Origin of the sequence: Streptomyces tardus (assembly GCF_018101125.2) — a bacterium.
In the GTDB taxonomy this organism is placed as follows: Bacteria; Actinomycetota; Actinomycetes; order Streptomycetales; family Streptomycetaceae; genus Streptomyces; species Streptomyces tardus.
The window spans coordinates 4248025-4271471 of the sequence record NZ_JAELVF020000001.1; the positions used below are offsets into that span (position 1 = coordinate 4248025).

Here is a 23447-nt window from a genome sequence, read left to right on the forward strand (position 1 = left end):
CGCGCCCGCAAGACGTATCGACAGACACTGCTCAGAAGTATCGACGCAGCAGATCCTGACACCGGGGTAATCCGTGAAAAAGCTCTCCGCACGACGGCGCCATCCGCTGGCGGCGATCGTCGTTCTACTCTTCGCGCTGGCGGCCACCGGGGGGCTGTACGCCGCGTTCGCTCCTGCGGGTGAGGCCAAGGCCGAGAAGTCGAACCAGTCCCTCGACATCAAGGAGGGCAAGAAGCTCTACGCCGTCGGCTGCAACAGCTGTCACGGCACCGGCGGCCAGGGCACCTCCGACGGCCCGAGCCTGGTCGGCGTGGGAGCGGCGGCGGTCGACTTCCAGGTCGGCACCGGCCGTATGCCGATGCAGGCGCCGGGTGTGCAGGCCCCCGCGAAGCCGGCGGTCTACAACAACGAGGAGACCCGTCAGCTGGCGGCGTACGTCGCTTCGCTCGGTGCGGGACCCACGGTGCCCGGCAAGGAGCAGTACAGCACTGAGGGGCTGGACAACGAGGAGATCGCCGCCGGTGGCGACCTCTTCCGGCAGAACTGCGCGCAGTGCCACAACTTCACCGGTGAGGGAGGCGCGCTGACGAAGGGCAAGTACGCCCCGGGGTTGGACGGCGTCAGCCCCAAGCACATCTACGAGGCCATGGAGACAGGGCCGCAGAACATGCCCGCCTTCCCCGACACGGTGATGCCGGAGAAGGAGAAGCGGCAGATCATCGCCTATCTGGAGAAGGTCAACTCCTCCGAGTCCGAGAGCCCCGGCGGGTTCGGTCTCGGCGGCTTCGGCCCGGTCTCCGAAGGCATGTTCGCCTGGACCATCGTGCTGGCGATCCTCATCGGAATCACCGTCTGGATCGCGGCCCGCAACGCCAAGGCCAGGAAGTCATGAGTAGCCAGACTGGATCTCACAAAGACGTGTCAGAGAAGCACCTGCCTTCGGCGCAGGATTCGACCGCTGTCGCGGAGGTGGACGAGAACCCCTTCGCCGACCCCGGTATTCCGCATCACGAGCCGCGCGTCCAGGACATCGACGAGCGCGCGGCCAAGCGCTCCGAGCGCACCGTCGCCATGTTCTTCATCGTGTCGATGCTGGCGACGATCGCCTTCATCGCCTCGTTCGTGGCCTTCCCGGTCGACAAGATCTTCTATCTGTTCCCGCTGGGCCACATCTCCGCGCTGAACTTCTCGCTCGGACTGAGCCTGGGCATCGCGCTGTTCTGCATCGGTGCCGGTGCGGTGCACTGGTCGCGGACGCTGATGAGCGGCGAGGAGCACGTCCAGGAGCGGCACCCGATCGCGGCGTCGCCGGAGACCAAGGCCGCCGCCATCGAGGAGTTCTCGCAGGGCGCAGCCGACTCGGGCCTCGGCCGTCGCAAGCTGATCCGCAACACCATGATCGGTGCGCTGGCGCTGGTGCCGCTCTCCGGTGTGGTGCTGCTGCGCGACCTCGGCCCGCTTCCGGAGGACAAGCTCCGGCGCACCATGTGGAAGAAGGGCCTTCGGCTCATCAACCAGAACACCGGTGAGCCGCTTCGTCCCGAGGACATCACGGTGGGCTCTCTCGTCTTCGCCAAGCCGGACGGCCTGGAGGACGACAGCCACGAGTTCATGCACGAGATCGCCAAGGCCGCGCTGATGCTCGTCCGTCTGGAACCGAAGGACATCAAGGACAAGCAGGAGCTCGACTGGTCCCACGAGGGCATCGTGGCGTACTCCAAGATCTGCACGCACGTCGGCTGCCCGGTCAGCCTCTACGAGCAGCAGACGCACCACGTGCTGTGCCCCTGCCACCAGTCGACGTTCGACCTCACCGACGGCGCACGGGTGATCTTCGGCCCGGCCGGCCACCCGCTGCCGCAGCTGAACATCAACGTCAACAACGACGGTGAACTCGTGGCAGAAGGCGACTTCGCCGAGCCCGTCGGGCCGAGCTTCTGGGAGCGCGGATGAGTACCAAGACTGAAACCCAGAGCCGGGGCAAGGCCCCCGCCGGCGAGCGGGTGGCCGACTGGGCGGATGGACGCCTCGGGATCTACGGCGGTGCGAAGAAGAACCTGCGCAAGGTCTTCCCCGACCACTGGTCGTTCCTGCTCGGTGAGATCGCGCTCTACTCGTTCATCATCATTCTGCTCACCGGCGTCTACCTGACCCTGTTCTTCAAGCCGAGCATGGCCGAGGTGCACTACCACGGCAGCTACGTGCCGATGCAGGGCGTGCTGATGTCGGAGGCGTACGCCTCGACGCTGGACATCAGCTTCGACGTGCGCGGTGGTCTGCTGATGCGGCAGATCCACCACTGGGCGGCGCTGATCTTCCTGGTCGCGATGTTCGTCCACATGATGCGGGTGTTCTTCACCGGTGCGTTCCGCAAGCCGCGCGAGCTGAACTGGCTGTTCGGCTTCCTGCTGCTGGTCCTCGGCATGTTCACCGGTCTGACGGGCTACTCACTGCCGGACGACCTGCTCTCCGGCACCGGTATCCGCTTCATGGAGGGCGCGATCCTCGCGGTGCCGCTGGTCGGCACGTACATGGCTATGTTCCTGTTCGGCGGGGAGTTCCCCGGAACGGACATCATCCCGAGGTTCTTCGCCATCCATGTGCTGCTGCTGCCGGGCATCATGCTCGGTCTCGTGGTGGCCCACCTGATCCTGGTCTTCTACCACAAGCACACCCAGTACCCGGGCCCCGGCCGTACGAACAACAACGTCGTCGGCTACCCGCTGATGCCGATCTACATGGCCAAGGCCGGCGGCTTCTTCTTCCTGGTGTTCGGCGTGATCTCCATGATCTCGGCGACGTTCACCATCAACGCGGTCTGGGTGCTCGGGCCGTACCGGCCGGACAAGATCTCCACCAACGCCCAGCCCGACTGGTACATGGGCTTCTCCGAGGGACTGATCCGGGCCATGCCGGCATGGGAGTGGGTCATCCCGACCGGCCACACCATCAACTTCGGTGTGTTCATCCCGCTGATGCTCCTGCCCGCAGTGCTCGGCGCGATCGCGGTCTACCCGTTCTTCGAGTCGTGGGTGACCAAGGACCAGCGCGAGCACCACCTGCTGGACCGCCCGCGCAACGTTCCCACCCGCACCGCCTTCGGCGCAGCCTGGATCAGCGTCTACTTCGTGCTGCTGGTCGGCGGTGGAAACGACCTCTGGGCGATCTTCTTCGACCTGTCGATCAACACGATCACCTGGTTCGTCCGAATCGGCTTCTTCGTGGTGCCGGTCGTGGTCTTCATGATCACGCGCCGGATCTGCCTGGGGCTCCAGCGCAGGGATCGCGACAAGGTGCTGCACGGTCGCGAGACCGGCATCATCAAGCGGCTGCCGCACGGTGAGTTCGTGGAGGTGCACGAGCCGCTGCCGCCGGAGCAGCTGCACCTGCTGACGCAGCACCACCAGTACGAGGCGGCCGAACTGCCGCCGGCCGTCGACAAGAACGGTGTCGAGAGTCGGCCCGGCATCATCGAGAAGGTGCGGGTGCGCATCAGCCGCGGTTACTTCGGTGACCACGGCCAGGTGCCGAAGGCGACGCCGGAGGAGTACAAGGAGATCATGAGCGGCCACGGCCACCACTGATTTCCGGGCGGCAGCGCCGCTTTCACGCCACACAGCCGAGCCCCCGTCCGTTCCTTGGACGGGGGCTCAGCGCTGTTCGCCCACCCTCGATAGGGTGGCGGGCATTCACAGGGATCGACTTACCCGGAGCGTGAGCGATGAGTGCTGGGACCCCAGTCGGAGGCGACACCGTGGCCGAGCGCTCCTGGCCGGACGTCCTGAGCAGCCTGCTCGCGGGTGAAGATCTGAGCGCCGATGCGACGGCCTGGGCGATGGACCGGATCATGCGCGGAGAGGCCACCAACGCGCAGATCGCCGGGTTCGCGGTCGCGCTGCGCGCCAAGGGCGAGACCGTGGAGGAGGTCTCGGGCCTGGTGCGCACGATGTACGAGCACGCCAACACCATCGAGGTCCCCGGCGCCACGGTGGACATCGTCGGCACCGGCGGCGACCGGGCCCGTACGGTCAACATCTCCACCATGTCGGCGATCGTGGTCGCCGGGACCGGCGCCAGGGTCGTCAAGCACGGAAACCGCGCCTCCTCCTCCGCCAGCGGCTCCTCCGACGTGCTGGAGAAGCTGGGCGTGAACCTGGAGTTGAGCCCGGAGCGGGTCGCCGAGGTCGCCTCCGAGGCCGGCATCAGCTTCTGCTTCGCGGTGAAGTTCCACCCGTCGCTGCGTCATGTCGCCGGTACACGGCGGGAGTTGGGGATTCCGACCACGTTCAATTTCCTCGGCCCGCTGACCAATCCCGCCCGGGTGCAGGCGCAGGCGACCGGGGTCGCGGACGCCCGTATGGCACCGATCCTCGCGGGGGTGCTCGCCCGCCGCGGCACCTCGGCCCTGGTCTTCCGCGGCGACGACGGGCTCGACGAGCTGACCACCACCGGCACCTCCACGGTCTGGATCGTCGAGGGCGGCGAAGTGCGGCAGGAGTCCTTCGACCCGCGGAAGGTGGGCGTCGAGCTGGTGCCCATCGAGGCGCTGCGCGGCGCGGACGCGGCGTACAACGCGGATGTCGCCCGGCGGCTGCTGGAGGGCGAACACGGGCCGGTGCGCGACGCGGTGCTGCTCAACTCCGCCGCGGCACTTGCCGCGTTGGAGCCGACGGCGGAGGGGCTGCACGAGCGGATCGCGGCAGGAATGGCGAAGGCGGCCGAGTCCATCGACTCGGGTGCAGCGCGGAGCGCGCTGGAGCGCTGGGTGGCGGCCAGCCACCGCTGAGGGCCGTACGGCGGGTTGCCCGGAGGGCGACGGTGCGGCGCGGGCAAGTGTGAGCGGGGGCGGCGAACGGTGGTTCGCCGCCCCCGCGGCCGTTCGCGCCGCTGCCCGCATTGGCGCGCTCCGGTACGGGCAGCGGGTACGGCGAGCCTCGCGGGGGCCGCGCGGGCGGCCGGTTCGGTCCGGAATACGGACCGGGTGTTCCCGGCGGCGGCTGTGTGGCAGACTCACGTTTCAGGTCACGAGTGACAGCGTGAGAAGGCCCCGGCCTGCTGTCCGGCAACCCTCCGTCCGTGGCGGGGTGCTCCGGGTGATGACCAGGCCGCACGACAGCAAGGTCTGCGGCAAGCGCGGTCGAGGGAGTACGTCGATGAATCAGCGAATGCGGTAGGGCTGCACGCCCCGACAGCCGCCCGCCCTTCACCACACCCGGGCCGGAGCCGACGTCATCCTTCCGCGGTGCGTCCTCCTGCCGGGACTTCCTCGCCCTTTCCGGGAGATCTCCTGATGTCTGTTTCCTCCGTGCCCGCTTCCGCCCAGCTCGCCGAATGTCCCCGGGCGGACGGCCGTTCCGCTCAGTCCGTCGGCGTCCCCGGCACCCCGGTGCTGCCCGTGCTGGGCGACGGCATCCGGGTCCCGCTCGCCGCCGGCGGCGAGATCGAGTACGCCGCGCTGGACTACGCGGCAAGCGCCCCCGCGCTCGGCCGGGTGTGGGACGACGTGTCCGCTTACGCCCCGTACTACGGCAGCGTCCACCGCGGCGCCGGGTACCTCTCGCAGCTCTCCACCGACCTCTTCGAGCAGAGCCGGGCCGCCGTCGCGCGGTTCGTCGGCTGCCGCCCGGCCGCCGAGGGCGCGCCGGCCGAAGAGGCGGACCAGGTGGTCTTCACCCGCTCCACCACCGACTCGCTGAACCTGCTGGCCGCAGCGCTGCCGCAGGGCACCCGGGTCTTCGTCTTCGAGACCGAGCACCACGCCTCGCTGCTGCCCTGGCGCGACCACACGACGCAGGTGCTCGGTGCGCCGCGCACGCCCGGGCAGGCGGTGGAGCTGCTGGCCGACGCGCTGGCCTCGGCGCCGCAGGGGCCCCGACTGGTCTGTGTGACGGGAGCCTCCAACGTCACCGGTGAGTTCTGGCCGGTCGCCGAACTGGCCGAGGTCGCGCACCGGCACGACGCCCGTATCGTCCTGGACGCCGCGCAGCTGGTACCCCACCACCCTGTGGACATCGGCGAGTTGGACGTGGACTGGATCGCCTTCTCCGGCCACAAGCTGTACGCGCCCTTCGGTGCCGGGGTGCTCGCAGGCCGGTCGGACTGGCTGCGCGCGGCGCAGCCCTACCTCGCCGGCGGCGGTGCCAGCCGCAAGGTGTCGCGGGAGGCGGACGGGGAGCTGGCCGTCGAGTGGCAGACGACCGCCGCCCGGCACGAGGCCGGTTCGCCGAACGTCATCGGCGCGTACTCGATCGCCTCGGCCTGCCGGGCGCTGGCAGAGGCCGGTTTCGACCGGATCGTCGCCAGGGAGCGGGAGTTGCTCCGGCGGCTGCGCCGGGGGCTGGCCGAACTGCCCGAGGTGCGGGTTCTCTCGCTCTTCGGTCCCGACGCGCCGCGCGTGGGCGTGGTCTCCTTCGTGGTCGAGGGCTGGAACAGCTCGCACTTCGCCGCGGCGCTCTCGGCCGAGCACGGCATCGGGGTCCGCGACGGGCTGTTCTGCGCCCATCCGCTGCTGCGGGCCCTCCTCGGCGCCGAGGACGCGGACCCCGGTGAGTGCGGCGCGCCCGAGGCGGCGCCGGGGGAGCGGTCGCTGAACGCCGTACGGGTGAGTTTCGGGGTCGGCACCCCGGACGAGCACATCGACCGATTCGTCGCGGCGGTGCGGGAGTTGGTCCGTGAGGGAGCGAAGCTGAACTACCGCACGGAGGAGGGGCGCTGTGTGCCGGACGTGGCGTCGGCGCCGCGTCGCAACGCTCCGACCGGCGAGAAGACGGCACACTGACCAACGCGGAGGCAGGCCGGCAATGCGGAGGGGCCGGTCTGCCTCCGCCTTCGGCGCTGCGTCAGGCGTCCAGCCCGATGGCGAAGGCCGCTTCGAGGTCGTGCTGGGAGTACGTGCGGAAGGCGATGTGCGTCTCGGTGGCCTCCACGCCGGGCACCTTGCTGATCCGGCCGGGGATCACCTCGGCCAGGTCGTCGTGCCGCGCCACCCGGACCATCGCGATCAGATCGTGCGCGCCGGTCACCGAGTAGACCTCACTGACACCTTCCAGCGCGGCGATCTGCTCGGCGATCTCGGGAATGCGGTCGGTGCTGGTCTTGATGAGCACGATCGAAGTGATCACGTTCTTGCCTCTCCCTCGGTCGCCTGAGCCGGCGTGCTCACCCTACTCCTGCGTCCGCGGGACCAGACCCACGCCCAGATGAAGCCCATGGCGAATCCCGCGACGTGGGCGAGGTGGGCGACCCCGGGGCCCTCGGTGCCGATCCGCAGTGCCAGCCACTGCAGCGAGACCCAGAAGACCAGCACCAGCCAGGCGGGCAGCCGCAGCGGGAGGAAGAAGAGGAAGGGGTAGACGCTGGTGACCCGTGCGCGCGGGAAGAGGTACAGGAAGGCGCCGAGCACGCCGGAGATCGCGCCGGAGGCCCCGACGAGCGACTCCGAGGAGTCGGGGTGGGCGACGGCGTAGACCACCGTGGCGGCGTACCCGACGCACAGATAGGCGCACAGGAAGCGCAGCAGGCCTGTCCGCTCCTCGACGAGGTGGCCGAAGACGAGCAGGAAGAGCACGTTGCCGAGCAGGTGGAACCAGTTGCCGTGCAGGAAGAGTGCGGTCAGCGGAGTGGTCCAGGCGCGCAGGCCGCCGTCCCACAGCCGTACCGGGACCACGCCCCACTGCTGGAAGTACGACAGTTGCGCCGCCCGCAGCTCGGCGCCCTCGCCGTGCACGGTGGTGAAGCCGGAGGCGGGCCCGAGCAGGAAGAGCGCCACGCTCACGGCGGCCAGCCCGTAGGTGGCGACGGGTTGTCCGGCCAGTTGTCCGATCAGGTTGCTCCCCGGGGTACGCGGCATGGGGTGGATGATGACGGCTCGGCCACGGACCAGCCGTGCCGACACACGCGCCGCACCACAGGCCGTAGGGTTTGCGGCACAGAGAGCCGAACCGAGCGGAACAGTGCAGTCCGCGGCGGCCCGCCGGTCGGGCACAGTCGGCGTGCCGCGCACACATCGCGAAAGTGAAGGACGAGCCATGACGGTCCCCGAGCCCACGGCGCAGACCCGTTGGCGCTGCACGCTGTGCGGGAATCTCACCCGCTTCGACGTCACGCGCAGCAGCAGGGTCGTGGAGTACGTCCACCTCGACCTCGCGGGTGAGCCCACCGTCGAGGAGCGCGAAGTGCTGCGCGAATCCGTCGAGTCCGTGCGCTGCCGCTGGTGCGACGCCGTCGACCGGGTGGAGCTGGTCGACCGGCCCGGCGCGCAGGTCTGAGCGGGCGGCGGTGTGAGAGGTGGAGGAACGGACAGGCGGTGAGCCGGCCCACGAGGACCGGCAGCCGTCCGAGGAGCCGCGGCGCCCCCTGCCGGAGAAAGTCCGGCGGAAGGTGGTGGCGCTGACCGACGACGCGCTCGGAGGGATGACCGTCTCCGAACTGCCCGCGTCGTTGCGGCAGTACGCCCGTTTCACGCCCTCGCGCCGGGCGCGGTTCGGCGGCAACGCGATGGCCGCCGCGCTGGAGAGCGACGCGGTCTTCCGTGGGCGTATCGCCGACCACCAGCGCGAGGAGTTCCCGGCGCTGGCCGAGGCGTTGAACGCGGGTGCGCTGCCGCCCGCCGCCGACCCGGTCGACGTGGCTGCGCTCGCGTACCTGTTGCGGCCACCGGGCTGGGGCGAGCTGGTGGAGGCCGCCGGCGGAGAGGCCGAGCGGGCCGAGGCGGAGCGGGCCGGCGAGGAGGCCGCTCGCGAAGCGGCCCGGCTGCGCGAGGAGTTGACGCAGGCTCAGAGTGCCGCCCGGGACGAGACCGTGCGGGTGAAGGCGGATCTGGAGGCGGCGCGCAAGGAGAACGACGCGCTGCACCGCAAGCTGCGCAGCGCGCTGAGCGACGTGAAGCGGGGCGAGGCCGCGGTGCGCAAGGCGCACGCGGAGTCCGAGGAGCTGCGCGGGCGGTTGGCCCACCACCGCACCGCCGCCGACAGTGAGGCACGGCGGCTGAGGACGCGCGCGGAGGAGGCCGAGGCGGCGCTGGAGGCCGGCCGCCGGGCCGTGCGGGAAGGGCGCAGCGTCGAGGACATGCGGGTGCGGCTGCTGCTGGACACCGTGCTCGACGCGGCGCAGGGGTTGCGGCGCGAGCTGGCGCTGCCGCCCACCAGCCAGCACCCGGCGGATCTGGTGGACGCGGTCGAACCGGGGCGGATGACGCCCGGAGACATCGCCCAGCGGGCGTTGACGGAGCAGGACCCGGCGCTGCTGGACCAGTTGCTGGCGCTGCCGCAGGTGCATCTGCTGATCGACGGCTACAACGTGACCAAGACCGGGTACCCGTCGCTGCCGCTGGAGAAGCAGCGGCTGCGGCTGCTGGGCGGGCTGTCGATGCTGGCGGCGCAGTCGGGAGCGGAGGTCACCTGTGTGTTCGACGGGGCCGAGCTGGCGGTGCCGGTGCTGCTGGCGCCGCCGCGCGGGGTCCGGGTGCTGTTCAGCAAGTCCGGCCAGACGGCTGACGAGTTGATCCGTCGTCTGGTGCGGGCCGAGCCCAAGGGGCGTCCGGTGGTCGTGGTCTCGACCGACCGGGAGGTGGCGGACGGGGTCGCAGCCGCGGGTGCGCGGCCGGTCCCTTCCAGCCTGCTGTTGAAGCGACTTGGGCGTACCTGACGCCTTTTGGGCGAATGGGCCGGGCTGCCCGGATGGTGGCGGAGGGTGTGTTACGCGTCACCGCGAAGCCATCTCACTTCTACACAGGGTCAGTTGGTGGTCGCTGCCCGTACGAGGTTGGTAAAGGATTCCCGGCAGAAGCAACTTTTTTCCCGCGAAGATTTGAAGCGCATTCCGCAGCTGGCTAGTGTCTTCCCTCGAACCTTCGCACGGTTGATCGCCCACCCGGGGCGGCAGTGAAGGAACCGCCGATTCCGCGGCGTTCACGCGGAGCCGGAAGCGCCCAACTTCTGGCAGGCGGCTGAGGAAGAAGGAGATCGCCCCAGTGGCGTCCCACCGTCGTCCCAAGCAGCCGAGCCGCACCCGCGTGACCGTACTCACCGCGACCGCCGCTGCTGCTGTCGCTGTCACCGCTCAGAGCGCCCAGGCTGATCCGAACGCGTCCAAGTCGGAAGTCAAGGCCAAGGTCGACAAGCTCTACGAGGAAGCCTCCGCGGCTACGGAGAAGTACAACGGAGCCAAGGAGAAGGCCGACAAGCTGGAGAAGCAGACGGAGCGTCTGCGCGACTCCGTGGCGCGCGGCCAGGCCGAGCTCAACAAGCTCCGCAACGGGCTCGGCGCCATGGCGACCGCGCAGTACCGCAGCGGTTCCGTCGACCCCTCGATGCAGCTCTTCCTCTCCGCGGACCCGGACTCCTACCTCTCCCGGGCCGCCACGCTGGACCAGATGAGCGGCAAGCAGGCCGGCGAGCTCAAGCAGATCCAGGACAAGCAGCGGTCTCTCGCGCAGCAGCGCAAGGAGGCCAAGACCAAGCTCGACCAGCTGGAGAGCACCCGCAAGGAGCTCGGCAGCAAGAAGAAGGACATCCAGGGCAAGCTCAGCAAGGCGCGGTCGCTGCTGAACGAGCTCACCGCCGAGGAGCGCCAGCAGATCGCCGCGGACGAGGAGCGCGCCAGCCGCGCCGCCGGCGACCGTGCCGATCTCGGCGGCGGCAGCGAGGCCCCCGCGCCCGGCCGGGCGTCCAGCGCGTACGGCGCGGCGCAGAGCAAGGTCGGCCTGCCCTACGTCTGGGGCGCCACCGGCCCCAGCTCCTTCGACTGCTCCGGGCTCACCTCCTGGGCCTTCCAGCAGGCCGGCGTCTCCATCCCGCGCACCTCCGAGGCGCAGGCCAACATCGGCACCCGGATCTCGCGCAGCCAACTCGCCCCCGGCGACCTGGTGTTCTTCTACAACGACCTGCACCACGTCGGCTTCTACGCGGGCAACGGCCAGATCCTGCACGCGCCCAAGCCCGGCGCCAACGTGCGGTACGAGTCGATCAACAACATGCCGTTCATGTTCGGCGTCCGCGTCTGACGCCTCCGCCGCTGCCCGCGGTCGCGGCCCCGTCAATCTCCCTCGTACGGGTGATTCGGGGCAGCGGTCGCGAAAGCGTTCGCCCCGTCGGTGACCTGCGTCAGCGGCGGGGCTTCGGCGTTCCCGGGCGGCGCCCGGTCGGTGGAACGCCGGTCGAGCCGGCGCTACTGTCTGCTCGCGCCGCTCCCGCCGGGGGAGCGCCGGCGGAAGGAGTGCGGCACCCGTGGTGTCTCACCGGTCCTCACGACACAGGGCGTCCACCCCGCGGGGCAGGGGGCTGACGGCACTGTCCGCGGCTGCCGCGACGGCGGCCACGCTGGGCGGCGGTACGGCCGTCGCCCGTCCCGCCGAAGACGCGCCCGCCGCGCTCGATGCTCTCTACGCGGACGCCGAGCGCGCCACCGAGAAGTACAACGCGGCGGCCGAGCGGGTCGGCGGCCTCCAGCGGCAGCTGAGCCGGGTCCAGGACCGCGCGGCACGCGGCCAGGCCGAAGTGAACAGGCTGCGCGACTCGTTGGGCACCGTCGCAGGAAGTCAGTACCGCTCCGCGGGTTTCGCCCCCGCCCTCGCCCTGCTGCTCACCGACGAGCCGGACGCCTACCTCGCGCGCGCCGCCGCGCTGGAGCGGGCCGGGCATCGGTCGGCCGGGCGGCTCGCCGAACTCCAGCGGGCCCAGCGGGTGCTGCGCCAGCACCGGCAGGAAGGCGCGAGGGCCCTGGCGGAGTTGGAGCGCCGCAGGACCGAGCTCGCCGACCACCGCAAGGACGTGCGCGGCCGACTCGCCACCGCCCAGCGGCTGTTGAACCGGATGAGCGCCGAGGAGCGCGAGGCCCGCGAGAGCCGCCAGGAGGGCGCTGTGCGCCCCGCGTCCGCCGCGGGGGGCCCGGCTGCGGAAGGCAGGGCGGGCGCCGCGCTGGCAGCCGCCAGGAGCGTGCTCGGGCGTCCGTACGCCTGGGGGCAGGCCGGCCCCTCGGCGTTCGACTGCTCCGGGCTGACGCAGTGGGCGTACGCCAGGGCCGGCGTGGCGCTGCCGCGCACCTCCCAGGGGCAGGCCGGGGTGGGCCGTTCGGTGCCGCCGGCGCAGGCGCAGCCGGGGGACCTGGTGATCTACCGCGGCGACGCCAGCCATGTCGCGCTCTACGCGGGCGGCGGGCAGGTGATCCATTCCCCGTACCCGGGCGCCGCGGTCCGGTACGACCCGATCGGGATGATGCCGGTGAGCGCGGTGCAGCGGCCGTGAGGGTCCGGGCGGAAGGCACGGCGGGGTCGGTGTGGTCGGCGGGATGGGCGGGAGCTGCGGGGTTCGTACGGGCGGTGCCGGGCGTCGGCGCGGCCGGGCCCTCGCGGTGCGCAGGTGCAGCGGGAGCGGCATCGGGCCCGGGCGGGTGCGTACGCGGTCGGCGCGGACGGTGAGCGGGCCCGGCGCCCGTGCCCGACTGCGGCCTGTGCTGCTCTGCCTGTTGGCGGCTGCACTCGCGGCGGCCTCGCTCAGCTGCGTACCTGCGGTCACCTCGCTGCTGGAAGCACCCTCGGAGCACCGGATGCAGCGCCTGCTGGACCGCCAGGCGGCGGCCGTGCGGGAGGGGGACGAGGCGGCCTATCTGGAGACGGTGGACCCCCTGGCGGTGCGCTACCGCAACACCGAGCGGCGGCTGCTGCGCAACGTGCGCCGGTTGCCGCTGTCCCAGTGGTCCTACCGAGTGGCCGACGTCTCGCTCGCCGAGGGCTCCGTCGGCGGCCGGGCCCGGGCCGAGGTCGTCGCCCAACTGCGCTACCGGCTGCGCGGATACGACGAGGGCACGCGCACTGCCACCCAGCGCTGGACCGTGGTCGCCCGGGACGGCCGCTGGTACCGCGACAGCACCCGCTTCGCCGAGACCCGCGAGGTGTGGGAGCAGGGGCGGCTGGACGTCGTCACCGGCAGGCATTCGCTGGTGCTCGGCTCCGGGCGGCCCCGGAGCGAGCTGCGCGCCCTGGCGCGGGCCGCCGACCGCGCCGTGCCCGAGGTCAGCGCGCTGTGGCCGGGCCGCTGGCCGCGTCGGATCGTGGTGCTGGCGCCGGCGGATCTGGACCGTACGGCGCAGCTGCTGTCCGCCGCGCCCGCGCAGTATCGCGGCATCGCCGCGGTGACGACCAGCGAGAACGGCAGAGGGCGCGCCGCGGACCGGATCGTGGTCAACCCCGGGCCGTTCGGCACCCTGAGCGCGGCCGGGCGGCAGGTGGTCATGACCCACGAGGCCGCCCATGTGGCGACCCGCGAGGCCACCACGGAGACCACCCCGATGTGGCTCTCCGAAGGCCTGGCCGACTGGATCGGCTACGGCGGGACCGACGCGCAACTGCCGGGCGCGGCACCCCGGTTGCGCGCTGCCCTGGAGGAGGGCGCGCTGCCCGAGCGGCTGCCGGGCGACGGCGGTTTCGCCTTCGACGGCCCGGCGCACGCGCTGGCGCTGTCCTACGAGGCGGGTTGGCTGGGCGCGCTGATGGTCGCCGAGCAGTGGGGCGAGCAGAGCCTGCGGAGGTTCTACGCCGCCGCCGGCCGACCGGGCCCTGGGGCGCTGGACCGGGCCCTGCGGGCGGAACTGGGCGTGGACGAGCAGGAGTTCCACGCTCGCTGGCGGCAGTACGTTCGGCACAAGCTCGGCTGACCGCTCCCGCGGCGCCGCGTCCGCCGGAGTCGCCGGTGGGGCCTGCCGGTGAGCCGGGCAGGGGCCTGCCGGGTGAGCGGGGCCGGGCTCACCGGGTGAGCAGCGGGTCGCGTTCGTCACGCGGCGTCGTGCCGGCTCCGGTGCGGTCGGGCGCGGACTCGGCCGCCCGGCGGCGGGGCGCGGTGACCGTGGTGTGCCACAGCGCCCGGCAGGAGGCCACGCCCGCCACGACCAGCAGGCCGTTGCGCAGCACCAGCAGGGCCACGCCCAGGGGTTCACCGGTGACGACCTCGCCGAAGAAGATCGGGAACTCCAGCAGAGTCGCGCCCGTCGCCGCCAGCACCAGCAGGGCGGGCGTCCGCTGACGCCGGGACCCGAGCGTCAGGCACACCGCGGCGACCCCGACCAGCCAGACCATGTACTGCGGGCTGATGACCCGGCTGGTGACGGTGAACAGCAGCAGCGCGGCGAACGCGGCGTCGGCGCAGGTGGTGGGTGTCCACTCGACCGCGCGCACCCGCCACCACAGCAGCCACCCGAACGCCACCAGGCTCAGCAGCAGCGAGAGGTCGGCGACGGTGGACACATGGGGTCCGAGGAACTCCATGGAGCCGTAGTGCAGTTCGACGCGTCCCTCCCACCCGAAGTGGCGGGCGATGTGGAAGACCAGGGCGCCGAGCGACTCCACCTCGACACCGCGATCGCGTTGCGCGGTCAGGAAGTTCAGCGCGTTCGGCATGGCCAGGGCGAAAGCCCCCGCCACCCCGAGTCCGGTGAGCACCGCGGCGCCCCACATCCGTCGGCCGCTGCGGCCACGTGCGGCGCCGGCCAGCAGCAGGGCGGGCCAGACCTTCAGCAGAGCGCCGAAGGCCACCAGTGCACCCGCGACCCTCGGTCTGCGCACCGCGCACAGCAGTGCGGCGACCGCGACCGCCGTGACCATCAGGTCGTACCGGGCGTAGACGGTCGGGCCGAGCAGCGGTACTCCCGCCACCCAGAGCCAGGCGCCCGCACGGCTGCGGCCCCTGCCCCGGCCGGCCCGCAGGAGCAGCGTGAGGACGACGGTGTCGGTGAGCACGGCGAGCGTGTAGAACGCCGGGGCGTACTCCAGGAACGGCACCAGCAGGGGCGCGAGCACGGGCAGCGCGGCGGCCGGCGGGTACTGCCAGGTGACGTCGTCCTCGGGGAAGACGCCGGTGCGCAGGACCTCGGACCAGCCCTGGTAGATCACCTCGACATCAGTGGTCACCACCGGCCCCGGCAGGGTGAGGACCTGGAGGACGTAGAGCAGCAGCACGGCCCTGGTGGCCGCCCAGGCGGTCAGGAGGGCGGGCAGAGTCGGACGCATCCCCCGACCGTACGTGGTGCTCCGTACCACCCGGTACTGTCGGCGCTGATGGAAAAGACCCTGATCGTCACCAACGACTTTCCTCCCCGGCCGGGTGGAATCCAGGCGTTTCTGCACAGCATGGCGCTCCGTCTCGACCCGGATCGGCTGGTCGTCTACGCCTCGACCTGGAAGCGCACCGCCGAAGGGCTGGCGGCCGCCGAGAAGTTCGACGCGGAGCAGCCGTTCACCGTGGTCCGCGACCGCGCCACCATGCTGTTGCCGACCCCGCGGGTGACGCGCCGGGCGTCCGCGCTGCTGCGCGAGCACGGCTGCACCTCGGTGTGGTTCGGTGCCGCGGCGCCGCTCGGACTGATGGCCCCGGCGCTGCGCAGGGCCGGAGCGCAGCGCCTGGTGGCGACGACCCACGGGCACGAGGCGGGCTGGGCCCAACTGCCCGTCGCACGGCAGCTGTTGGGCCGAATCGGCGGCGCGACGGACACCATGACCTACCTCGGCGAGTACACCCGGTCGCGGATCGCCCGGGCGCTGAGCCCGCAAGCGGCTGCCCGGATGACCCAACTCCCCCCGGGCGTGGACGAGAAGACCTTCCACCCCGGCTCCGGCGGCGACCTGGTGCGCGAGCGGCTGGGCCTGAGCGACCGCCCGGTGGTCGTGTGCGTGTCCCGCCTGGTGCCGCGCAAGGGGCAGGACACCCTGATCGAGGCCATGCCCGCGATCCTCTCCCGGGTGCCCGACGCCGTGCTGCTGATCGTGGGCGGCGGACCGTACGAGCAGAAGCTGCGGGCGCTGGCCGAGCGCACCGGTGTTGCCGACTCGGTGCGGATGACCGGTGCGGTGCCGTGGGAGGAGCTGCCGGCGCACTACGGGGCGGGCGACGTCTTCGCCATGCCCTGCCGCACGCGCCGCAAGGGCCTGGACGTCGAAGGGCTGGGCATCGTCTACCTGGAGGCTTCCGCGACCGGGCTCCCGGTGGTCGCCGGCGACTCCGGCGGCGCCCCGGACGCGGTGCTCGACGGCGAGACCGGCTGGGTCGTGCGCGGCGGCGACGCGGCGGAGACGGCCGAGCGGGTCGCCACCCTGCTGCTGGACGCGGAGTTGAGGCGGCGAATGGGGGAGCGCGGTCGCGCCTGGGTCGAGGAGAAGTGGCGTCGGGACCTGCTGGCCGAGCGGCTGAAGGAGCTGCTCCGCCGCGAGCCCTGACGGCCCGGACGTCCGGTCCGCGCCCGCTCCGCCACCGGCGAGCAGCGGTGGCCCGGTGGCCCGTCGACCCGGCGGCGGGCGGTGACGGCCTGCGGGTGGTGATGGCCTGGCGGGTGGTGGGCCGCTCGGCGAGTTGCCCGCTCGGCCCGTGCCCGGCGAGTCGGCCCGGTGGCGGCCCGCGCCACGACGCGTCTCGGTGCCCCGCGCCGGCGCCGGCCGCGGAACGGGAAGCGCCCGCGGTCCGGAGCGGACTGCGGGCACTTCCCGTTCCGCGAGCGGTACGGAGGCGGCCGGCCGTGCTCCGTCCGGCGCCGGCCGGGTCAGCGGTAGAGCGCCTCGATCTCGTCGGCGAAGTCCTTGGCGACCACGTTGCGCTTGAGCTTCAGCGAGGGGGTGATGTGGCCCGACTCCTCGGTGAACTGGCTCGTCAGCACCCGGAACTTGCGCACCGACTCGGCCCGGGAGACCGCGGCGTTGCCGTCGTCGACGGCCTGCTGGACGGCGGCCAGCAGCTCGGCGTCGGCGATCAACTCCTCGCGGCTGAGGCCGGACTTGCCTTTCTCCTCGGCCCACCGCGGCAGGAACTCCTCGTCCAGGGTCACCACCGCGGCCACGAACGGACGGGCGTCGCCGACGACCATGCACTCCGCGACCAGTGCGTGGGCACGGATGCGGTCCTCGATGACCGCCGGCGCCACGTTCTTGCCGCCCGCGGTGACCAGGATCTCCTTCTTGCGGCCGGTGATCGCCAGGTAGCCGTCCTCGTCGAGGGTGCCGAGGTCGCCGGTGCGGAACCAGCCCTCGGTGAGGGACTCCTTGGTGGCGGTCTCGTTCTCCCAGTACCCGGTGAACAGGTGCTCGCCGTGCAGCAGCACCTCGCCGTCGTCGGCGATGCGGATGACGGTGCCGGGCAGCGGCTGTCCGACGGTGCCGATCTTCGGCCGGTCCCACGGGTTGAACGCGGTCGCCGCACAGGACTCGGTCAGGCCGTACCCCTCCAGCACCGTGAAGCCGACGCCGCGGTAGAAGTGCCCCAGCCGCTCACCGAGCGCCGCGCCGCCGGAGATGGCGTGCGAGGCACGACCGCCGAGCACGTTGCGCAGCTTGGTGTAGACGAGCTTGTCGAAGAGCTTGTGCTTGAGCCTGAGGCCGAGGGAGGGGCCGCCGGGTGCGTCCAGCGCCTTGCTGTAGGCGATGGCAGTGGCGGAGGCCTTGTCGAAGATCTTGCCCTTGCCCTCGCCCTGTGCCTTGGCGCGCGCCGAGTTGTAGACCTTCTCGAAGACCCGGGGCACCCCGAGAATGACGTTGGGCCGGAAGGAGGCCAGCTCGTCGGTGAGCTGCTTGATGTCGGGAACCAGGCCCAGCCGTACGGGCGCCATCACCGAGGCGATGAGGATCATGCGGCCGAAGACGTGCGCGGCCGGCAGGAAGAGCAGCACCGAGCCCTCGCCCGGGGTGAACAGCGGGCGCAGCCGCTCCACCACGTTGCCGCATTCGGCGAAGAACGAGCGGTGGGTGAGCACACAGCCCTTGGGGCGTCCGGTGGTGCCCGAGGTGTAGACGATCGTGGCGGGGGAGTCGGCGCTCGCGGCGGCGGCGTGCTCGGCCAGCTTCGCCTCGTCGACCCCGGCACCCGCGGCGTTCAGCTGCTCGACCGCGCCGTCGTCGATGACCCACACGTCCCGCAGACCCGGTACGCGCTCGCGCACGGACTCCACGTGGGTGGCGTGCGAGGCGTTCTCCACCAGGATGCCGACCGCGCCGGAGTCGCTGAGGATCCAGGCGATCTGCTCGGGCGAGCTCGTCTCGTAGATCGGCACGGTGACGCCGCCGGCGTGCCAGATCGCGAAGTCCATCAGCGCCCACTCGAAGCGGGTGCGCGACATCAGCGCGACGCGGTCTCCGGGCTGTACTCCGGCCGCGATCAGGCCCTTGGCCGCGGCGTGCACCTCGGCGCGGAACTCCACCGCCGTGAGGTCCTGCCACGCCTCGGGGTTCGCCGCGTCCTTGCGCGCGATCACCGGAGCGTCCGGGTACCGGGCTGCGTTCCGGCGGATCAGATCGGTCAGATTTCCGTCCGCGGGCACCTCGTACAGGGCCGGAAGGCTGAACTCGCGCAAGACTGCTGCTCCTCATCGGCGCCGGAACATCGGCCGTTGCGTCGGCCTCCGTTGGCTCGCTTCAAGGCGGAAACCTTGAGTTGGACGGCCCGGACGTTACCCACGGGTATGGCTTCGCGGATAGGGGGTCTGGGTCAGATGTTCGGTGTGTCACACATCGACTTGCCTGGTCATGTGTCGCTGAAGGGAAGAGTAAGCGACCCTTTGTCCGTTGTGGTAACAGCCCGAGATCGATCGGGCGTGATCCGTGTCCCGCCCGCTTCCCCTCCGCCCGGCGCGACCGGCTGCCCCTGCCGCGACGACGGCGGAAGTCGCTGTTCCGACCCGCGGTCCGGCGGCCGGGTCCTAGGCTGGCCGCCATGGGCGGCACTCGGATTCATGTGGTCAGCGACGTACACGGCAACGCGGCCGATCTCGCCAGGGCCGGCGAGGGCGCGGACGCGCTGCTCTGCCTCGGCGACCTGATCCTCTTCCTCGACTACGCCGACCACTCGCGCGGGATCTTCCCCGATCTCTTCGGCAAGGCCGCCGCGGACAAGATCGTCGAGCTGCGCACCGCCCGCCGCTTCACCGAGGCGAGGGAGTTCACCCGGCGGCTCTGGGCCACGGTGGACCGGGAAGCCGCGGTCCAGGCCGCGGTGCGCCGGCAGTACACCGAGCTCTTCGCCGCCTTCCCCACCCCGACCTACGCCACCTACGGCAACGTCGACGCCCCCGACCTGTGGCCGGAGTTCGCCCGCCCGGGCACCACCGTGCTGGACGGCGAGACGGTCGAGATCGGCGGGCTGACGGTCGGCTTCGTCGGAGGCGGACTTCGCACCCCGATGAACACCCCGTACGAGATCGACGACGAGACGTACGCCGCCAAGGTCGCCGCCCTCGGCCGGGTCGACGTCCTGTGCTCGCACATCCCGCCCGAGGTGCCCGAGCTCTGCTACGACACCGTGGCCCGCCGGTTCGAACGGGGCAGCGCCGCCCTGCTGGAGGCGATCCGCGAAGTGCGCCCGCGATGGGCGCTCTTCGGCCACGTCCACCAGCCGCTGGCGTCCCGGATGCGGATCGGCGCCACCGAGTGCGTCAACGTCGGCCACTTCAACGCGACCGGGAAGCCGTACGTCCTGGAGTGGTGACGGCGCCGCCCCGGGCGCGCGATAGCCTGCGCAGGCGGCCGTACGCACGGGCTCGGGCGGCACCCGCCCCCGGGCGCCCGGACAACCCGCTCCGGCATGTTCTGCCCGGGCGGCGGACGGCCGCCGGTCACCGCGGCGCAGCGGTCGCGACAGCAACTCCGGTCAGCACGGGTCTTCCAAAGGAGCCGCAGGGATGGCGGAACACACCAGGTCGAGTATCACCATCGACGCGCCGGCGGCCGAAGTCATGGGCGTCATCGCCGACTTCGCGCGCTACCCCGAGTGGACGGGCGAGGTGAAGGAGGCCGAGGTCCTCTCCACCGACGAGCAGGGCAGGGCCAAGGAGGTCAGGCTGCTGCTGGACGCCGGGGCCATCAAGGACGAGCACACGCTGGCCTACGAGTGGTCCTCGGACCTCTCGGTGCGCTGGTCGCTGGTGAAGTCGCAGATGCTGCGCGCGCTGGACGGCTCCTACGAGCTGCGCACCACCGGCCAACAGACGGAGGTCACCTACCAGTTGACCGTGGACGTCAAGATTCCGATGCTCGGGATGATCAAGCGCAAGGCCGAGAAGGTCATCATCGATCGGGCGCTGGACGGGCTGAAGAAGCGGGTCGAGTCCACGTCCGGCGGCACGGCCTAGGTGTCCGAGCACGCATCGCGCGCCGGCGACGCGGCGCTGGGCCCCGACGCAGCGCAGGACGCCGAAGCGCGGGACGCCGCATCGCGGGGCGCAGGGGCCGACGCGGACGGCGCCGGTGGCGGCCGTGGCGGCGTACGGGTGCGGTTCGTCACCGGCGCGGGCGGCGCGGGGCGTACGACCGTCGCCGCGGCCCTCGCTCGTGCCGGCGGCGTACGCACCGCACTGATCACCACCGAGCCGGCGGTGCTGTCGGCGTCCGCCGGGCACAGCGTTCCCGCCGGGCAGCCCCCGGTCGAGGTGATTGCCGTGGACGTGGTCGCGGACTTCCGCGACCGGGTGGCCGATCTGCAGCGCGGCGGCGGCGAGTTGCTGGACCAGTTCGGCGCCCAACCGCTGGAGAGCGACGAGGTCACCGAACTTCCCGGGGCCACCGCGCTGGCGGTGCTGCGCGCGCTGCGCGAAGCCGTCGCCGCGGGCCATCGGCGAATCGTCGTCGACCTGCCGCCGGCCGCCGAGGCCGTACGGCTGCTCCTCCTGCCCGCCCAACTCGACCGCTATCTGGGCCGGTTGATGCCTGCCGAGCGGCAGGCGGCCAGGGCGCTGCGGCCGATGCTGGCCCAGCTCGCGGGGGTTCCGATGCCCGCGCGGCAGCTGTACGAGGTCGGAGAGCGGATGCGGGCGGAGTGCACGGCCCTCGCGGAGCTGGTCGAGAGCGTCGGCAGCACGGCCGTCCTGGTCGTGGAGCCGGGCGGCTCGACCGAGCGGACGGTCGCCGAGACCCGGGCCGGGATGGCGCTCGCCGGAGTGCCGGTGACGGCACTGATCGCCAACCGGATGGTGCCGGACGGCGGCGACGCCTGGCAGACCGGTTGGGCCGCCGAGCAGCGCGCCGTGTGCGAGGAGCTCGCCGAGGCCGCCGGGCCCGTGCCCGTGGTCGAACTTCCGCATCTGGGCGGCCGTTCGGACCCGACGGAGCAGTTGGCCGCCGTCCTGGCAGCGGCGGATCTCGATGCGGCGGACGATGACGCGGCGGACGCGGGCACGGCAAATCCCGGCGCGAGCGGTACCGAGGAAGGTGCCGGCGCGGCAGGTGTCGCGGCCGGCCCCTCCGAGGCCGGTGGCGCGGCAGACCCCGGAGCGGCGGACGCGGGCCGGCCCCGCGACGCTTCGAGCGGTGTGCGGCGACGGGTGGAGGACCGGTTGAGCGAGGAGGGCGAGCTGGTCTGGTGGCTGCCGCTGCCGGGCGCGCAGAAGGAGCGGCTCGCAGTGGTGCGGCGCGGCGACGAGGCGATCGTGACCGTCGGCCCGTACCGCAGGGCGCTCCCGCTGCCGCCGGCGCTGCGACGCTGCACGGTGGCCGGGGCACGGCTGACCGAGGGTGAACTCGCCGTGCGGTTTCGGCCGGATCCGGCACTGTGGCCGCGGTCCCGCTGAGCGGTACTGTCGAAGAGGGGCAGGTGGACGTTCGGATGCCGGACAGCGCGACGCCTCGCCGAGCGTGGCACCCGTCAGTGCGGCGTGTCCGCTGATGCGGGGCACCCGGCGACCGGAACGTTCGGCGGTCGGGGCCCGTTGAACGGTCAGAGCCTCCAACGCCCGATCGAGAAGAATCCGCGGGAGCAAGTGATGAGCGATTCCAGCGAGCCGGACAGCCCGAAGCGATCGGAGCGCTCCGAGAGCCCTCGCGGTTCCGAAGAGCCGGACGGCAGTGCCTGGGCCGAGGCCTGCGCGGAGGATCTGGCGGCCGAGCGGGCTCGTCGCCGCGAGCAGGCCGGAGAGCGTCCCGCGAGTGCGGCGGACGAGTTCGGCAGGCTGGTCGACTCGGTGGCCCGCAGGATCTCCGACTTCACCACCCCGCTGGCCGGTGCCGCCGGGGAGTCCGCCGGCCGACGGGCGGCCGAGTCCACCGCCGAGCAGTGGAGTCGTCAACTCGCCGAGGGCGCCAAGGAGTTGCTCGGGCCGGTCGTCGAGCGCAACCCGAGAGTGCTGGAGCATCTGGCGGCGGCCGGTTCCGAGCTGCTCTCGGCCTACCAGGCGGCGGTCTCCGGCCACGAGCAGCGCTGGACGCGGCAGGAAGCTGCCAGTGTCCGCGTTCCCCGGGACGACGAACCAGCCGCTCCCACGTCCGGTCCCGCGCCTTGCGGGCAGGCCGGTGAGGAGCCACGGAAGCAGGACGGCGAGGAAGCCGCGAGCGGCGAGGAGCCCCGTGCCGCCGGGCGTGCGGGCGACGGCGAGCGGGCCGGCTCCGTGGGCGGCGAGGAGCCCTCCGGGGGCCCCGGGGGCGACGATCCGCCCGCGACCGAGCGCATCGACCTGGACTGAAGCGGGTCACAAGCCCTCCAGGGCCTCCGGTACCGTTGTGCGCGGCGGGGTTCGACCGGATAACTGAGGGACATATGGGACTCACCATTGGTGTCGACATCGGCGGTACGAAGGTCGCGGCCGGTGTGGTCGACGAGGAGGGCAACATCCTCGAGACCAGCAAGGTGCCGACCCCCAAGACCACCGAGGGAGTGATCGACGCCATCGCGGACGCCGTCCGCGGCGCCAGCGCCCACCACACGGTGGACGCCGTGGGCATCGGCGCCCCCGGGTACGTCGACGACAAGCGCGCCACGGTGCTGTTCACCCCGAACCTCAGCTGGCGGCACGAGCCGCTGAAGGACCTCGTGGAGAAGCGGGTCGGGCTGCCCGTCGTCATCGAGAACGACGCCAACGCCGCTGCCTGGGGCGAGTACCGCTTCGGTGCCGGCCAGGGCCACGACGACGTCGTCTGCATCACGCTCGGTACGGGCCTGGGCGGCGGCATCATCATCGGCGGCCGGTTGCACCGCGGCCGGTTCGGCGTGGCAGCGGAGTTCGGCCACATCCGGATGGTGCCCGACGGACTGCTCTGCGGCTGCGGCAACCAGGGCTGCTGGGAGCAGTACGCCTCCGGCAGCGCGCTGGTGCGGTACGCCCGGCAGCGCGCGGTGGCCACCCCGGAGCGGGCGGCACTGCTGCTGGGGCTGGGCGACGGCACCCCCGAGGGCGTGGACGGCAAGCACGTCAGCCAGGCCGCCCTGGAGGGCGACCCGGTGGCGATCGACTCCTTCCGCGAGCTGGCCCGCTGGGCCGGCGCCGGCCTCGCCGACCTGGCGAGCCTCTTCGACCCGTCCGCCTTCATCGTCGGCGGCGGCGTCTCGGACGAGGGCGAGCTGGTGCTGGAGCCGATCCGCAAGTCCTACCGCCGCTGGCTCGTCGGCTCGCAGTGGCGTCCGCAGGCGCAGGTGCTGGCCGCCCAACTCGGTGGCAAGGCCGGACTGGTGGGTGTCGCCGACCTGGCGCGCCAGGGCTGACGCCGTACGCTGCGG

Annotated in this window: 20 protein-coding genes and 1 riboswitch; of the genes, 16 read left to right on the forward strand and 4 right to left on the reverse strand. The window is 72.0% G+C overall.

The window, feature by feature from the left end:
* Positions 1-73 precede the first annotated feature (73 nt).
* The 5 genes from qcrC (at position 74) to JGS22_RS18215 (ending at position 6778) form a co-directional block, all read left to right on the forward strand.
* Positions 74-892: a cytochrome bc1 complex diheme cytochrome c subunit gene (qcrC, locus tag JGS22_RS18195; RefSeq protein WP_211039769.1), complete on the forward strand. Its 819-nt coding sequence runs from the start codon at positions 74-76 to the stop codon at positions 890-892.
* Positions 889-1953: a cytochrome bc1 complex Rieske iron-sulfur subunit gene (gene qcrA / locus JGS22_RS18200; protein WP_211039768.1), complete on the forward strand. Its 1065-nt coding sequence runs from the start codon at positions 889-891 to the stop codon at positions 1951-1953. Before qcrC ends, qcrA begins: the two co-directional genes overlap by 4 nt.
* A complete protein-coding gene (gene qcrB / locus JGS22_RS18205; RefSeq protein ID WP_211039767.1) occupies positions 1950-3584 on the forward strand; it encodes a cytochrome bc1 complex cytochrome b subunit in 1635 nt (544 codons plus the stop codon). Before qcrA ends, qcrB begins: the two co-directional genes overlap by 4 nt.
* 137 nt (positions 3585-3721) lie before the next feature.
* A complete protein-coding gene (gene trpD, locus JGS22_RS18210) occupies positions 3722-4786 on the forward strand; it encodes an anthranilate phosphoribosyltransferase (protein ID WP_211039766.1) in 1065 nt (354 codons plus the stop codon).
* 234 nt (positions 4787-5020) lie between these two features.
* Positions 5021-5140, forward strand: a riboswitch (SAM riboswitch).
* Positions 5141-5290: 150 nt separating this feature from the next.
* Positions 5291-6778: an aminotransferase class V-fold PLP-dependent enzyme gene (locus JGS22_RS18215; protein ID WP_211039765.1), complete on the forward strand. Its 1488-nt coding sequence runs from the start codon at positions 5291-5293 to the stop codon at positions 6776-6778.
* A gap of 61 nt (positions 6779-6839) precedes the next feature.
* Here the strand turns inward: JGS22_RS18215 and JGS22_RS18220 are convergent, their stop codons facing one another.
* Positions 6840-7121, reverse strand: a complete 282-nt coding sequence (locus tag JGS22_RS18220; RefSeq protein ID WP_211039764.1) for an Lrp/AsnC family transcriptional regulator — start codon at positions 7119-7121, stop codon at positions 6840-6842.
* Entirely contained in the window at positions 7118-7849 is a 732-nt protein-coding gene (locus tag JGS22_RS18225; RefSeq protein WP_211039763.1) for a rhomboid family intramembrane serine protease, read from the reverse strand. Before JGS22_RS18225 ends, JGS22_RS18220 begins: the two co-directional genes overlap by 4 nt.
* A gap of 178 nt (positions 7850-8027) precedes the next feature.
* On the opposite strand from JGS22_RS18225, the gene JGS22_RS18230 reads away from it, so the two are divergent.
* The 5 genes from JGS22_RS18230 to JGS22_RS18250 all read left to right on the forward strand — a co-directional run bounded on the left by JGS22_RS18230 (position 8028) and on the right by JGS22_RS18250 (position 13650).
* Complete coding sequence (locus JGS22_RS18230) at positions 8028-8267, forward strand: hypothetical protein (RefSeq protein ID WP_211039762.1); 240 nt, start codon at positions 8028-8030, stop codon at positions 8265-8267.
* A gap of 19 nt (positions 8268-8286) precedes the next feature.
* The gene (locus JGS22_RS18235; RefSeq protein ID WP_372454277.1) at positions 8287-9645 is read left to right on the forward strand and encodes an NYN domain-containing protein; all 1359 of its coding nucleotides are present in this window, start codon (positions 8287-8289) and stop codon (positions 9643-9645) included.
* Between the two features lie 325 nt (positions 9646-9970).
* Positions 9971-11002 carry a C40 family peptidase gene (locus tag JGS22_RS18240; RefSeq protein ID WP_211039761.1) on the forward strand — a complete coding sequence of 344 codons (1032 nt, stop codon included), beginning with the start codon at positions 9971-9973 and terminating at the stop codon, positions 11000-11002.
* Positions 11003-11225: 223 nt separating this feature from the next.
* A complete protein-coding gene (locus JGS22_RS18245; protein WP_211039760.1) occupies positions 11226-12242 on the forward strand; it encodes a C40 family peptidase in 1017 nt (338 codons plus the stop codon).
* A gap of 169 nt (positions 12243-12411) precedes the next feature.
* On the forward strand, positions 12412-13650 hold the full coding sequence (locus JGS22_RS18250) for a hypothetical protein (RefSeq protein ID WP_308405738.1): 1239 nt from the start codon (positions 12412-12414) through the stop codon (positions 13648-13650).
* Between the two features lie 88 nt (positions 13651-13738).
* Here the strand turns inward: JGS22_RS18250 and JGS22_RS18255 are convergent, their stop codons facing one another.
* Complete coding sequence (locus JGS22_RS18255; RefSeq protein ID WP_211039759.1) at positions 13739-14998, reverse strand: glycosyltransferase 87 family protein; 1260 nt, start codon at positions 14996-14998, stop codon at positions 13739-13741.
* A gap of 48 nt (positions 14999-15046) precedes the next feature.
* Here JGS22_RS18255 and JGS22_RS18260 point away from each other — a divergent pair, with 48 nt between their 5' ends.
* Positions 15047-16201: a glycosyltransferase family 4 protein gene (locus tag JGS22_RS18260; RefSeq protein ID WP_211039758.1), complete on the forward strand. Its 1155-nt coding sequence runs from the start codon at positions 15047-15049 to the stop codon at positions 16199-16201.
* Between the two features lie 320 nt (positions 16202-16521).
* Here JGS22_RS18260 and JGS22_RS18265 read toward each other — a convergent pair whose 3' ends face one another.
* The gene (locus JGS22_RS18265) at positions 16522-18321 is read right to left on the reverse strand and encodes an AMP-dependent synthetase/ligase (protein ID WP_211039757.1); all 1800 of its coding nucleotides are present in this window, start codon (positions 18319-18321) and stop codon (positions 16522-16524) included.
* A 359-nt stretch (positions 18322-18680) separates the two neighbouring features.
* Here JGS22_RS18265 and JGS22_RS18270 point away from each other — a divergent pair, with 359 nt between their 5' ends.
* From JGS22_RS18270 to JGS22_RS18290, 5 genes are all read left to right on the forward strand, one after another.
* Positions 18681-19451 (forward strand): metallophosphoesterase family protein, encoded by a 771-nt coding sequence (locus JGS22_RS18270; protein WP_211039756.1) that lies wholly within the window; start codon positions 18681-18683, stop codon positions 19449-19451.
* A gap of 193 nt (positions 19452-19644) precedes the next feature.
* Positions 19645-20094 (forward strand): SRPBCC family protein, encoded by a 450-nt coding sequence (locus JGS22_RS18275; protein ID WP_211039755.1) that lies wholly within the window; start codon positions 19645-19647, stop codon positions 20092-20094.
* Entirely contained in the window at positions 20095-21528 is a 1434-nt protein-coding gene (locus tag JGS22_RS18280) for an ArsA family ATPase (RefSeq protein WP_308405739.1), read from the forward strand. It abuts the gene before it with no gap.
* 192 nt (positions 21529-21720) lie between these two features.
* On the forward strand, positions 21721-22416 hold the full coding sequence (locus JGS22_RS18285; RefSeq protein ID WP_211039754.1) for a DUF5304 family protein: 696 nt from the start codon (positions 21721-21723) through the stop codon (positions 22414-22416).
* Positions 22417-22490: 74 nt separating this feature from the next.
* Positions 22491-23432, forward strand: a complete 942-nt coding sequence (locus JGS22_RS18290; RefSeq protein WP_211039753.1) for an ROK family glucokinase — start codon at positions 22491-22493, stop codon at positions 23430-23432.
* The last annotated feature ends 15 nt before the right edge of the window (positions 23433-23447 follow it).